This window comes from Pectobacterium sp. HCp5_1 (assembly GCF_032905925.1).
Taxonomy (GTDB): domain Bacteria; phylum Pseudomonadota; class Gammaproteobacteria; order Enterobacterales; family Enterobacteriaceae; genus Pectobacterium; species Pectobacterium brasiliense_A.
The window spans coordinates 15,023-27,598 of the sequence record NZ_JAUMIO010000030.1 but is presented as its reverse complement, the minus strand read 5'-3'; the positions used below and the strand labels follow the sequence as shown (position 1 = coordinate 27,598).

Genomic DNA, 12,576 nt, shown 5'->3' with positions numbered 1-12,576 from the left:
GATAACTCGGCTTTTCTGTGAAATTCATTTTATTTATGGATCATCGATCACATTTTCAGTACGTTATAAATGAGTTCGCCTACAGTGAGACGCCTCAAAAAACGAGTGGTAAGAAGATGATAAGACCCTCTTCCTACCGCGTGAATGCGGGGATACAGGGTGCAGTAGGTCTCGGCGAATTCGTATAACAGAATAGGGTGAGAATAATAACCTTCGTTAAAATAAGCGAAAAGGGTATCAGCATGCGTATTGGTGTACCAAGAGAGCGGTTGGCCAATGAAGCCCGTGTAGCAGCGACGCCGAAAACGGTTGAACAGCTGCTGAAACTGGGCTTTACGGTCTCGATAGAACGTGAAGCGGGAAAACTGGCAAGTTTTGACGATGCGGCATACGAAGAAGCCGGTGCGTCGATTGTTGACAGTTCGGAAGTCTGGCAAGCCGATATCGTCCTGAAGGTGAATGCGCCACAGGATGATGAAATCGAACTGACCCGAGCGGGCAGTACGGTTGTCAGCTTTATCTGGCCAGCGCAGAATCCAGAACTGCTTGCGAAGCTGGCTGCCCGTCAGGTGACGGTGATGGCGATGGATTCCGTGCCGCGTATTTCGCGCGCGCAGTCACTGGATGCGCTCAGCTCGATGGCTAACATCGCGGGCTATCGTGCCATCGTTGAAGCTGCTCACGAGTTTGGCCGCTTCTTTACCGGGCAGATTACCGCCGCAGGTAAGGTTCCGCCTGCTAAGGTTATGATTATCGGGGCTGGCGTAGCCGGTTTGGCTGCGATCGGTGCCGCAGGTAGCTTAGGTGCTATCGTTCGTGCTTTTGATACCCGCCCTGAAGTAAAAGAGCAGGTTAAGAGCATGGGGGCTGAGTTCCTCGAACTCGACTTTGAAGAAGAAGCAGGCAGCGGCGACGGCTATGCCAAAGTCATGTCTGAAGCCTTTATCAAAGCCGAAATGGAACTGTTTGCCGCTCAGGCAAAAGAAGTCGACATTATCGTCACTACGGCACTGATCCCTGGAAAACCGGCACCGCGCCTGATCACCAAAGAAATGGTGCTCAGCATGAAGCCCGGCAGCGTGATTGTCGATTTAGCGGCACAAACGGGCGGGAACTGTGAATTGACCGTAGCCGATCGCGTCACCGTGACGGAAAACGGCGTCAAAATTATCGGTTACACCGATTTACCCAGCCGTCTGCCGACGCAATCCTCACAGCTTTACGGTACGAACCTGGTTAACCTGCTGAAATTACTATGTAAAGAGAAAGACGGCGAGATCGACGTCGATTTTGACGATACCGTGATTCGCGGCGTGACCGTTATTAAAGAAGGTGAGATCACCTGGCCGGCACCGCCCATTCAGGTTTCCGCACAGCCACAGCAGGCAAAACCTGCCGCTGCCATGGTGAAGGAAGACGCCAAGCCGACGTCGCCGTGGAAGAAATATGCGTTCCTCGTGATCGCCATCCTGCTGTTTGGTTGGCTGGCCGATGTTGCGCCTAAAGAGTTCTTGTCTCACTTTACCGTTTTTGCGCTGTCCTGCGTGGTGGGTTATTACGTTGTCTGGAATGTCAGCCACGCCTTGCACACGCCATTGATGTCAGTCACTAACGCAATATCAGGCATTATCGTTGTCGGAGCATTGTTGCAGATCGGCCACGGCGGATGGGTGTCGTTCTTCTCATTCATTGCCGTATTGATCGCCAGCATCAATATTTTCGGTGGTTTCACCGTGACTCAGCGCATGCTGAAAATGTTCCGTAAAAACTAAGGGGTAACACATGTCTGGTGGATTAGTAACTGCTGCATACATTGTTGCCGCAATTCTCTTTATTTTCAGTTTGGCTGGGTTGTCCAAGCACGAAACGTCGCAACAAGGGAACATCTTTGGTATCAGCGGGATGGCGCTTGCGCTGATCGCGACGATTCTGGGGCCGGATTCTGGCAACGTGGGTTGGATCATCGTCGCAATGGCGATCGGTGGATCAATCGGTATTTATCTGGCGCGTAAGGTCGAAATGACCGAAATGCCAGAACTGGTCGCGATTCTTCACAGCTTTGTGGGCTTTGCAGCGGTACTGGTTGGCTTTAACAGCTTCCTCGACCACGGTGAAATTACCGATCCGGTGATGGTCAATATCCATTTGACGGAAGTCTTTTTGGGTATCTTCATCGGTGCTGTGACCTTCACGGGGTCCGTTGTTGCTTTCGGTAAGCTGCGCGGCAAGATCTCTTCCAAGCCGTTGATGCTGCCTCATCGCCATAAAATGAATCTGGCGGCGTTGGTTGTGTCCTTCCTGCTGCTGCTGGTTTTCGTCAATACGGGCAGTGTAGCGCTGCAGGTGCTGGCATTGATCCTGATGACGGGGATTGCACTGGTATTTGGCTGGCATCTGGTTGCATCGATTGGCGGTGCGGACATGCCGGTCGTTGTTTCTATGCTGAACTCCTACTCCGGTTGGGCGGCAGCGGCAGCGGGCTTCATGCTGAGCAATGACCTGCTGATCGTGACCGGTGCTCTGGTGGGTTCTTCGGGTGCGATTCTGTCTTACATCATGTGTAAAGCGATGAACCGTTCCTTTATCAGCGTGATTGCCGGTGGTTTTGGTACGGATGGCGTGTCCTCTGGTGAGAGTGAAGAAGTGGGTGAATACCGCGAGGCTTCAGCAGAAGACGTGGCTGATTTACTCAAGAACTCAACTTCCGTCATCATCACGCCGGGATACGGTATGGCCGTCGCGCAGGCGCAATATCCTGTGCATGACATCACCGCAAAACTGCGCGCACGTGGCATTAACGTTCGCTTTGGTATTCACCCAGTTGCAGGGCGTCTGCCTGGTCACATGAACGTGCTGTTGGCTGAAGCAAAAGTACCTTACGACATCGTGTTGGAAATGGATGAAATTAATGATGATTTCACCGATACCGATACCGTACTGGTCATTGGCGCGAATGACACCGTTAACCCGGCGGCGCAAGAAGATCCACACAGCCCAATCGCTGGCATGCCAGTGCTGGAAGTGTGGAAAGCGCAGAATGTTATCGTGTTCAAGCGTTCCATGAATACCGGTTACGCAGGCGTACAGAATCCGCTGTTCTTTAAAGAGAACACGCAAATGCTGTTTGGCGATGCCAAAGACAGCGTTGAAGCGATTCTGAAAGCGCTGTAAGCGTACGGGAAGTAGAAAACGAAAGGGGCGAAGTCGCCCCTTTTTTACATCTCAAATATAGTGATGCGCGGCATCGCCAAAAAATAATGCCAGCACTGAGGCTGGCATTATTTGATGTTGAGCGTGATGATGCGAGCAATCAGCTGTTATCACCGTCTTCGAACGTAATCGGTGACACGAAATCATCAGGTTTGATGGCAAGTAAATCGCACTTCAAGTGATCGATAACATGCTCGACGGTGTTGCCGATAAAGGCAGCGGAAAGGCCGGTTCTGCCCAACGACCCTAACACCACGACGCCCGCTTGCAGATGTTCCGCCAGATCGGGTATCACTTCTTCCGGCAACCCTTTTTCCACGTGCGTTACGCGTTCATCCAAGCCGAATTTCTGCCGTAGCGACTTCATGGCGATAAGGTGCTGCCCTCGAATTGCATCGTTATAGACGCTGGGATCGAAATCAGGCAGTTCAATGGCGATATTGATGGGGGTAACAGGGTAGGCGCCGACCAGATGAACCTCAGTCTGATCAACATGCTGTGCCAGCTCCAGCGTTTCCGATACCAGTTTGATATTAAGCGGATCGTGATACGGGTCTTCGCTAGCCAGATTGACGGCAACTAACGCGCGACCTTCGACTGGCCAAGGCTGATCTTTTACCATCCACACGGGGCAAGGGCACTTGCGTAGTAATTGCCAGTCGGTTGGCGTAAAGATAACGGCTTCCAGCCGATCGTGCTGATGCGCCATCTTCAGCAACAGGTCATGCTGACCGGAAATCACTTCCCGAATAATGGCTTCAAAGGGCTTGTTGTGCCACACCACTTTGATTTCTATCGAAACACCCGCTTCGATGTAGTATTTGCACTGTTCCGCAATCCACTCGGTTCGTTGCTGAATAACACCCTGACGCATTTCCACCCGTTCATCGGGAGAAAGCAGGGTTGTCATTTCATAAGAGAAATCATAAATCGGCAGAAATGCCTTGATACGGCCGCCAAGTCGCTGAACCAGGTAAACCGCCCGACGCAGCGCTGGTTGGTCATCCTGATTTGGGTCAATAGCTACCAGTAAGTTCTGATACTTTGCCATAGCTCCTCCAAACAGCTGTTACTCCACAGCCTGTCATTCAAGAGTACCGCAATGGAATCGTTTTGGACAACAGAGATAAGCTGCAGAATAACAAAATAGGAAATATCACGGGTGGGGAGGAAAAGAGGAGGGTAAAATTGACGTTGCCACAGTAAAAAAGCGGCAACGTCAGATAGTTAGGCTGGAAAGATTACTTGCGTGAAGAGCCTGCTAATTCGGAAAGCGCATCGAGATTCTCGATCGTGATGTATTTTCCTTTTACCGCCAGCGTACCACTTTTCTGGAAACGCCCCAGCAGACGGCTGATGGTTTCAACGGTCAGCCCCAGATAGTTGCCGATATCACCGCGCGTCATGGTCAGACGGAACTCACGCGGCGAGAAACCACGCTGAGCGAAACGGCGGGAAAGGTTGTAGACAAACGCCGCCAGACGCTCTTCAGCATTCTTCTTCGACAGCAGCAGAATCATGTCCTGATCGCCACGGATTTCGCCGCTCATCAGGCGCATCATCTGTTGACGCAGGTTAGGCATTTTCCCTGAGAGATCGTCCAGCGTCTCGAAAGGAATTTCGCAAACCATTGAGGTTTCCAGCGCCTGCGCGAAGCTCGGGTGTTGGGCCGTACCGATAGCATCAAAGCCTACCAGGTCACCCGCCAGATGAAAGCCGGTAATCTGCTCGTCGCCTTGCTCCGTGATGGTATAGCTTTTTATCGTACCGGAGCGGATAGCGTACAGCGACCTCAGTTCATCGCCAGCCTTAAACAGTGCCTGCCCCTTCTGGATAGGCTTCTTCCTTTCAATGATGTTGTCGAGCTGATCGAGCTCGTGTTCATTCAGGGTGAAAGGGATGCATAGCTGACTGATACTGCAATCCTGACAGTGGATTGCACAACCGCCAGACTGGATGCGTCGGATAATTCGCTTTTCCGGGATCATAGGCTTTGCTCAGGCAATAATTGATATTGGTCAATTTTAACAGCTTTTATCGGCTCTGATAAGACCGGTAATCACTGGAATAGACCAATAAATAGTGAACTAACTATAATTTTTCGATTTTTCTGGAAAATATTCCGATATATAAGACCTGTGAGGAGATAATATTTTCGTCCATTAGGTTACCGAATAGTTAACACATTGATTAATCCGAATTGCTAACGATGATAAGCAATTCGGAGGGCATGATCGCGTGTCGCGAAGCGTAAAAATTATAACGGCAAACTATTCAGTCTAGGTAAATAGCTGTCGAGGTAAATAACCTTCGTGAGCGAGTAGCCACTGTTTACGGTGAATGCCACCCGCATAGCCCGTCAACGCACCGCCTGTACCGATGACGCGATGGCACGGAACCACGATGCTGACAGGGTTGGAGCCGTTTGCCATGCCAACCGCACGTGCTGCGCCGGTGCGTCCCAGTAGCGTTGCGAGTTCGCCGTACGTGGTAATTTCTCCACAGGGGATTCGACGTAATTCCTTCCAGACCTGCTGTTGAAATTCGGTCCCTACAGAAGCAACGGGCAGCGTATCAATAATCGCTAATTCACCATCAAAATAGCGTTGCAGGCTTTCTGTCAGGCCACCGGGATTATGACGCGGCTGTAACGAAAAAGGATCATTTCGATAACTACGATTGAGCAGGCGAAATAAATCATCTTCATACTCGCGCCACTCGACGGCACGCAAATGATTATTTTCATCCGCAATAATCAATAACTCCCCAAGCGGAGTTGCCATAGTGTCCTGAAAAAAAGTCTGCATAGTGATTCCTTACGCGCTTATCGCTTTCTTGCTTCTCTCATGAGTTACGTGCTGATTATCCGGCATCCTCGGACGGATTGAAAATAAAATGCGAGATATGTCACGCGGTAAGGTGGAAAAAGAGAAAAGTGTCACGCTCGTCACTCGTGTTGGGTCACGCCATGTGAGAGCGAATCCCGTTGACGTACGAATACTTAAGAGAGGCAATGCACATCCAACATAAGGTATGGGGATGCACTTCATCTAACATTGCCAATAAAATCAATCGTTAATGTAGGAAATACTCAATTTGTATTTATGAGAGATGGAACATGTCAATCTTCATCCTAGTGCCAGACAACATCATCACATGGCAATAATATGAAGGTGAACGATGTTGGGATGCTCTATTTTTTTATGGCAAAGGCATCAGCGTGTGGGTATGGCTTGTCATAATGAAAATCACTCAACCATCCCCTTGCCAGTCAATCCGGTAAACGTTTTAGCGTCCTGTTTTGATGTACGAATAGCTATGTGTCCTATGTTATTTGGAGGAAATGCGCAGAATGAAAAAAAAATATGCCGTAGTGGGAACGGGAGGCCGCGCGGGCCTTTATCTGGAGTCGATCGCCAGGGATTATCAGGATCAGGGACAGTTTGTTGCTTTTTGCGATACAAACCAGACGCGAATGAATTACGCCAACCAGATTGTCCATAAATATGGGCACGATAATGTGCCGACGTACCGCGCCGAACAGTTTGAACAGATGATCGCGGAAACCAAGCCGGATGTGGTTATTGTGACGTCTCTGGATCGGACGCATCATCACTATATTATCCGGGCAATGGAATTGGGCTGTGATGTCATCAGTGAAAAACCGATGACGATTGATGAAGAGAAATGTCAGGCGATTATCGATGCGATTAACCGTACTGGCCGTAAATTGCGCGTGACCTTTAATTACCGCTACGCCCCGCATCACAGTAAAGTCCGTGAATTAATTGCTGCCGGGGTGATTGGCGAAGTCTATTCTGTTCACTTTGAATGGCTGCTGAATACCGAGCACGGAGCGGATTATTTCCGTCGCTGGCACCGTGACAAACACAATAGCGGCGGGTTGTTGGTACACAAATCCACGCACCATTTTGATCTGGTGAATTTCTGGCTGAATAGCGAACCGGAAACGGTCTATGCGCAGGGTGATTTACGCTTTTACGGTAAAGCGAATGCCGAAGCGCGCGGTGTCACAGAATTTTATTCCCGTTCACATAACAGCGCGGCGGCAGAAAACGACCCGTTTGCGCTGCACATGAATAAAAGCGAACAGCTGACCGCCTTATATTTAGACGCTGAACATGAAGACGGCTATTACCGCGATAAAAGCGTGTTCGATGACGGTATTAATATTGAAGATGTACTGGGTGTGATGGTGCGCTATAAGAGCAAAGCTATCATGACGTACTCATTAAACGCCTATTTACCCTGGGAAGGGCTGAACGTGGTGTTTAATGGCAGTAAGGGCCGGTTAGAAATGAAACTGGTAGAAAAATCTTATGTAAACGGAGGCGGACAAAAAGAGGATGAAGGTGCGCTGAATGAATGTGAAATAAAGATCTATCCGATGTTTGACGAGCCTTATGTCGTACCGGTTGAATTTAAAGCGGGCGGACACGGCGGCGGCGATCAGGTCATGTTGAACGATCTGTTTGGGACACCGGAACCCGATCCATTACATCGCGCAGCAGATTATCGTGATGGGGCCATGTCTATTTTAACTGGCATCGCTGCCAATCGATCATTACGCACCGAACTGCCAGTGAAAATAAGCGAACTGGCCGTTAACCTGAAAAGAGGGAATTAATCAGAGTACCTGCCATTTCAGGCAGAAAATGCTTCCGCATCCGTAGTACCTGTCTGTCCGCATACCGGCAGACAGGTGGAAACCTCCGAATACTATTATAAGGGTTCTATTATGGCGAAAACACGGAACAAATTATCTCACCTACTCCTGCTCTGTGCTGCGCTGCCCGTGGGCGCGGCATTTTCTCACTCCGCTGACGCCGCCGAGATCCGTATCTCCTGGTGGGGGGGCAATCAGCGGCATGAGGCGACACTCGCGGCAATTAACGCGTTCCAAAAAGCCAACCCGACGATTACCGTCAAAGCCGAATATGCTGGTTGGGATGGCTACCTTTCCCGTCTGTCAACCCAGATGGCAGGGGGGCAAGAGCCTGATGTGATTCGTATCGACTGGAACTGGCTGCCGCAGTTTTCCCGCAATGGCGACGGCTTTTATGATTTGAATAAGCAAAAAGATATTTTGGGGCTGGGAGATTTTCCGCCTAACGCCCTGAAAACGGCAGACGTAAAAGGGAAGCTACAAGGTCTACCGATTTCGATGACGTCCCGCAGCATGATTTACAATAAAACCACCTGGGATAAAGCAGGCATCGCCTATCCGCAAACCTGGGATGAGCTGTTTGCCGCTGGTCCGGTGTTTAAACAAAAACTAGGCGACAACTATTACCCACTTGGCGTTGCTCAAGGTTCAAGCGATGTGCTGGATATTCTGACGCTCGGCCGTAGTTACATGGCACAGAAATACGGCATTGATATGATCGATGAGAAGAAGCAGAGCATTGCCTATAGCCGCGATCAGGTACGGGAACTCTTCGGCTTTTATAAAAAGCTGGTTGATTCCCATGTGATACCCGATCAGCGCTATTTCTCCTCGTTCGGCCGCACCAACGTCTATGAAATTCGCCCTTGGATTAACGGTGAATTAGCCGGGATGTACTTATGGGATTCGGCCATTTATACCTATTCCAGCAATATGCCGAAGGATGCGGTGTTGGAAACGGGGCCATTCCTCACCATGCCTAATGCCAAAGATTCGGGGCTGATCTCCAAACCGTCTTCACTGTTCTCCATCAGCAAGAACAGTAAGCATCCTAAAGAGGCGGCGATGCTGATGAGTTTCATGCTGAGTAACCCGGAGGGCGTGAAGGCATTAGGATTGCAAAACGGGATGCCTGCTAACCCGAAAGCGCAAAAACTGCTAGAGGATATCGGCGTGATCAACCCCGGTAACCTGTTAGCGAATGCCTATCGGGCGGCAGCGGAGCAACCTGCGACTAAGGTGCCCGTTTCACCGTTTATGGAAAATCAGGAATTGGTTCAGCTGTGGACAAGCAGTTTACAAAAACTGGATTACGGTAACGGAGAGGTGAATAAGGTTGCCGATGATTTCCTCAGTGGCGCTAACCGCATATTAAAACGTGCGATCCGCTAACTCCCGCTGTTAATGTGCGATGCCATGTCACAAACGATATGGCATCGTGTTATGCCTTACTTAATCACACCACACGCCATTCTGGCTCCACCACCGCCCAGTTTTGCTGGCGTGTCCGCGTAGTTATCTCCGCCGACGTGAACCATCAACGCATGATTTTTCACCTCAGACAGTGATTTTATCCGGGGGACCAGAATCGGATAGGTTGACGTGCCATCTGCATTCACAACCAGACCGGGCAGGTCGCCCAAATGTCCCTGATCGTTATACGGGCCAAGGTGTTTGCCGGTTTTTGTCGGATCGAGATGACCACCTGCCGCCAGAGCGGGAACTGGTTTGCCGTCTTGCTCGGCAGGTTCACAGCTGGCATTTTCATGCACATGGAACCCATGAATACCCGCTTCTAATCCCTTCAGGTTCGGCGTGAAAAGCAGGCCGTACGGCGTTTCCGCAATGGATACCTCACCGATACTTCCCCCCGTGCCCGTTGGCAGTGCTTCATTCAGCGTCACCGTGGTGCTTGCCGCGAAGGTGGAACAGGAAAAGAACACGCCTGTCAGGATAAGTGCCTTCAGTTTCATTGTCTTTTGCCTCTTAGGGTTGAGTGTAGAGAATCAGTCGCGATGCTTTGTGCTCATGGTCTTTCTGCGGTGAGCTGTACCGTGCTAATAGTGCGTGCGCGAAAGCCCGCCTCACAATAGCAAAGGTAAAACACCCACAGGCGTTGGAACGTTTCATCAAAGCCCTGAGCACTCAGCATATGCCACTGCTGATAAAATCGCTGTCGCCATTCGCTGAGGGTGCGGGCATAGTCCTGACCGATATCAAACAGGTCGCGGGTGATAAAGTCGGTATGCCGCGTCATGGTGGTGGTCATCACGGTAATCGAGGGCAGAAAACCGCCGGGGAAAATATAACGCTGGATGAAATCGACATTGCGGCTGTAGTGACTATAGCGCTGGTCGGCAATCGTGATTGCCTGAAGCACCATGCGGCCTTGTGGGCGCAACAGTTGCTGGCAGCGCTTGAAGAAGGTGGGCAAATAAGCCTTTCCGACCGCCTCGATCATTTCGACCGAGACCAGTTTGTCATACTGGCCGGTTAAGGCGCGGTAATCCTGTAGCAGAACCGTGACTTTATGGCTCAGCCCCGCGTGCTGAATGCGCTCAACCGCGTAGTCATACTGCTGTTGTGACAGCGTGGTGGTGGTGACATAGCAGCCATATTCACGCGCGGCCAGCTCGGCTAATCCTCCCCAGCCAGTGCCAATTTCCAGTAAGTGATCCGTTTCACAGAGCGCCAACTGTTCGCAGAGGCGACGCAGCTTGGCGCGCTGTGCGTCTTCCAGCGTCATTTCGGGTTGCTGATACCAGGCGCTGGAGTAGAGCATCTCGCTATCGAGAAAGCTGCGGTAAAAATGGTTACCCAGATCGTAATGGGCGGCAATATTTTTCTGTGCCTGCTGCGGACGATTACGACGGCACCAGTGGATGACACGATGAAATGGCCCCATCAGCCAGCCAAAGCGCGTTTCAAGCGTATCGACTAGCGCCTGATTCTGCGCCAAAAGCTGGAGAACGAGCGTGAGGTTGCTTGAGCTCCAGTCGCCATCGATATAGCTTTCACCCGCAGCGATGCTGCCACCCAGCAAGACACGGCGATAAGCACGGTGGTTATGTATCGTGATGTCACCTTGCAGTGCCGCGTGCCGATCCCCGAATAACGTTTCATTGCCTTCTGGTTCGTGAAGGCGCAACCCTCCGCCTTCTAGTCGACTAAGCAGAAGAAAGACCACTTTTCTGGCCCGCATATAGCGAGCGATATTGCTTGGGTGGCGCACCAACTGTGTTTCCGTTGAACTCATGGGTTGTCCTTCTTTCCAGACTGCGGATGAGGATAAATGGGCGAGCGTTTAATCCACAGTTTCAAAGCCTGCCAATATATGGTGCAGGCGGTTTTCATCGTCATTAACGGCAAAGACCAAAGCTGAGTGCGCAGGGCGGCACGAGTGAGCGGCTGACGATGCAGCACCAGCGTCGCGTCAAACTCGCGTCCTTGTCTGTGGTTCTCGATGTGGATCCTCAGACGCGCGTCGGGCGGAGTGAGCCGCCAGTGATACACCATATCCATCGGGTTAAAAGGCGACACATGAAACGCTTTGGAAACCGGCGTAGAGCCATCGGGGACGACGGCATAAGTATGGCGTTCGTTCCAGGGCGTATTACGCACTTCTGCCAATAACCAGCGTAGTTCGTTATGCTCATCGTACAAATAATAGAAATTGACCGGATTGAAATAACAGCCCAGATAGCGCAGTTGACACAGCAATAGCACCTTCCCCGTGAGGCGTTCTCCGGTTAGTTCTGCAATCCGATCCTGCGCTTTGGTTTTTATATCGCCGCCACCGAGGTAATCGCCGCGACAAAATGACGCAGGGGAAAAGCGCTCCAGTGCAATGCCGACATGCGGCAAAGCGTGAATCTCATCCAAGTCGATTAACGTCATGAATAACGCATAGTCAAAACAATGCGTGACGGGCGTAAAGCGTCGATGACGAACCTTGCCAACATATAAGGCGCTATTCATCTTGCACGCTCTGATGGAGTTGGCTGGCGACATTCAGCACGCTTTTGACGCCATCTTTGCGGAAACCGTTGTACCCATAGGCACCACAAAACCCGCTGCGGTTGTGCCCATTACTACGTTTACGCTGCTGTTGGTGCTGTCTCATGACTGAATTCTTGATTTCAGGTAGCGGATAAGCGAACCAAGCAGGGGAACATGCTGATAAAGCATCTCGCCCATATCATAATAGTCACGGTGGTAGATCACTTTGTTGTCGGCGAAGAGCAGGTGGCTACAGCCTGCTAATGTCAGCGACGCGTTACGCTTTAACGACGGGTGCGCATAGTGCATCGTCCAGAACATCGTTGCACCACCGCGGAAGGTATGGACATCAGCGATCTCGAACTGACAGTAGCTCAGATTGTCGAGTGAATGAGAAAAGTAGCGATGTAACGCATTCAACCCATTGTGACTGGAAACGGGATCGATAAAGTGAATATCCTGATGATAGATATCACCCAGCTCCGTTAATTTCTCGGCTGTCAGTTCTCGATAAAATTCCCTTATTTTCAGCAGAATAGGATCATGCTCGCCATTCTCTACCGAAATGCCGTCTTCCTCGCGCGCTTGTTCTATCGTCATAACCACTCCTGTTAAGGTCACCCACTCCCACGCCGTGGAAATGGCTAACAGATAGAGGAACGTCAACGCTTATTAATTGA

The 12,576-nt window shown here is 50.7% G+C and carries 12 protein-coding genes; 4 read left to right on the top strand and 8 right to left on the bottom strand.

The features are described from left to right. Positions 1 to 242 precede the first annotated feature (242 nt). Together pntA and pntB are read left to right on the top strand one after the other, a co-directional pair. Complete coding sequence (gene pntA / locus Q3A88_RS17440; RefSeq protein ID WP_039519573.1) at positions 243 to 1,772, top strand: Re/Si-specific NAD(P)(+) transhydrogenase subunit alpha; 1,530 nt, start codon at positions 243 to 245, stop codon at positions 1,770 to 1,772. Positions 1,773 to 1,782: 10 nt separating this feature from the next. Continuing rightward, positions 1,783 to 3,171 carry a Re/Si-specific NAD(P)(+) transhydrogenase subunit beta gene (pntB, locus tag Q3A88_RS17435; protein WP_110162863.1) on the top strand — a complete coding sequence of 463 codons (1,389 nt, stop codon included), beginning with the start codon at positions 1,783 to 1,785 and terminating at the stop codon, positions 3,169 to 3,171. 139 nt (positions 3,172 to 3,310) lie between these two features. On the opposite strand, the gene uspE is transcribed toward pntB, so the two are convergent. The 3 genes from uspE to ogt form a co-directional block, all read right to left on the bottom strand. After that, entirely contained in the window at positions 3,311 to 4,261 is a 951-nt protein-coding gene (gene uspE, locus Q3A88_RS17430; RefSeq protein WP_110162864.1) for a universal stress protein UspE, read from the bottom strand. 190 nt (positions 4,262 to 4,451) lie between these two features. Next, on the bottom strand, positions 4,452 to 5,198 hold the full coding sequence (gene fnr / locus Q3A88_RS17425; protein ID WP_010274971.1) for a fumarate/nitrate reduction transcriptional regulator Fnr: 747 nt from the start codon (positions 5,196 to 5,198) through the stop codon (positions 4,452 to 4,454). 291 nt (positions 5,199 to 5,489) lie between these two features. Further along, positions 5,490 to 6,017, bottom strand: coding sequence for a methylated-DNA--[protein]-cysteine S-methyltransferase (gene ogt, locus Q3A88_RS17420; RefSeq protein WP_193399101.1), 528 nt, complete (start codon positions 6,015 to 6,017; stop codon positions 5,490 to 5,492). Positions 6,018 to 6,562: 545 nt separating this feature from the next. Between ogt and Q3A88_RS17415 the strand changes: the two genes are divergently transcribed. Further along, a complete protein-coding gene (locus tag Q3A88_RS17415) occupies positions 6,563 to 7,858 on the top strand; it encodes a Gfo/Idh/MocA family oxidoreductase (RefSeq protein WP_317178345.1) in 1,296 nt (431 codons plus the stop codon). 111 nt (positions 7,859 to 7,969) lie between these two features. Further along, positions 7,970 to 9,289: an ABC transporter substrate-binding protein gene (locus tag Q3A88_RS17410; RefSeq protein WP_233989335.1), complete on the top strand. Its 1,320-nt coding sequence runs from the start codon at positions 7,970 to 7,972 to the stop codon at positions 9,287 to 9,289. Positions 9,290 to 9,345: 56 nt separating this feature from the next. Here the strand turns inward: Q3A88_RS17410 and sodC are convergent, their stop codons facing one another. From sodC to Q3A88_RS17385, 5 genes are read right to left on the bottom strand one after another with little or no spacing between them, the layout of a single operon-like run. Then, the gene (sodC, locus tag Q3A88_RS17405; protein WP_233989334.1) at positions 9,346 to 9,870 is read right to left on the bottom strand and encodes a superoxide dismutase [Cu-Zn] SodC; all 525 of its coding nucleotides are present in this window, start codon (positions 9,868 to 9,870) and stop codon (positions 9,346 to 9,348) included. 53 nt (positions 9,871 to 9,923) lie between these two features. Beyond that, positions 9,924 to 11,153, bottom strand: coding sequence for a cyclopropane-fatty-acyl-phospholipid synthase family protein (locus Q3A88_RS17400; RefSeq protein WP_317178344.1), 1,230 nt, complete (start codon positions 11,151 to 11,153; stop codon positions 9,924 to 9,926). Next, positions 11,150 to 11,875: a DUF1365 domain-containing protein gene (locus Q3A88_RS17395; protein ID WP_317178343.1), complete on the bottom strand. Its 726-nt coding sequence runs from the start codon at positions 11,873 to 11,875 to the stop codon at positions 11,150 to 11,152. The genes Q3A88_RS17400 and Q3A88_RS17395 overlap by 4 nt, the downstream gene beginning before the upstream one ends. After that, the gene (locus tag Q3A88_RS17390; protein WP_309098186.1) at positions 11,868 to 12,020 is read right to left on the bottom strand and encodes a hypothetical protein; all 153 of its coding nucleotides are present in this window, start codon (positions 12,018 to 12,020) and stop codon (positions 11,868 to 11,870) included. Before Q3A88_RS17390 ends, Q3A88_RS17395 begins: the two co-directional genes overlap by 8 nt. Beyond that, positions 12,017 to 12,496, bottom strand: a complete 480-nt coding sequence (locus tag Q3A88_RS17385) for a nuclear transport factor 2 family protein (protein WP_110162868.1) — start codon at positions 12,494 to 12,496, stop codon at positions 12,017 to 12,019. Before Q3A88_RS17385 ends, Q3A88_RS17390 begins: the two co-directional genes overlap by 4 nt. Positions 12,497 to 12,576: the final 80 nt, after the last annotated feature.

Coding starts and splice junctions, on each gene's coding strand:
- Q3A88_RS17415 (WP_317178345.1), top strand. CDS start 6,563: ATGAAAAAAAAATATGCCGTAGTGGGAACGGGAGGCCGCGCGGGCCTT.
- Q3A88_RS17390 (WP_309098186.1), bottom strand. CDS start 12,020: ATGAGACAGCACCAACAGCAGCGTAAACGTAGTAATGGGCACAACCGC.
- fnr (WP_010274971.1), bottom strand. CDS start 5,198: ATGATCCCGGAAAAGCGAATTATCCGACGCATCCAGTCTGGCGGTTGT.
- Q3A88_RS17400 (WP_317178344.1), bottom strand. CDS start 11,153: ATGAGTTCAACGGAAACACAGTTGGTGCGCCACCCAAGCAATATCGCT.
- Q3A88_RS17385 (WP_110162868.1), bottom strand. CDS start 12,496: ATGACGATAGAACAAGCGCGCGAGGAAGACGGCATTTCGGTAGAGAAT.
- pntA (WP_039519573.1), top strand. CDS start 243: ATGCGTATTGGTGTACCAAGAGAGCGGTTGGCCAATGAAGCCCGTGTA.
- pntB (WP_110162863.1), top strand. CDS start 1,783: ATGTCTGGTGGATTAGTAACTGCTGCATACATTGTTGCCGCAATTCTC.
- Q3A88_RS17410 (WP_233989335.1), top strand. CDS start 7,970: ATGGCGAAAACACGGAACAAATTATCTCACCTACTCCTGCTCTGTGCT.
- Q3A88_RS17395 (WP_317178343.1), bottom strand. CDS start 11,875: ATGAATAGCGCCTTATATGTTGGCAAGGTTCGTCATCGACGCTTTACG.
- sodC (WP_233989334.1), bottom strand. CDS start 9,870: ATGAAACTGAAGGCACTTATCCTGACAGGCGTGTTCTTTTCCTGTTCC.
- uspE (WP_110162864.1), bottom strand. CDS start 4,261: ATGGCAAAGTATCAGAACTTACTGGTAGCTATTGACCCAAATCAGGAT.
- ogt (WP_193399101.1), bottom strand. CDS start 6,017: ATGCAGACTTTTTTTCAGGACACTATGGCAACTCCGCTTGGGGAGTTA.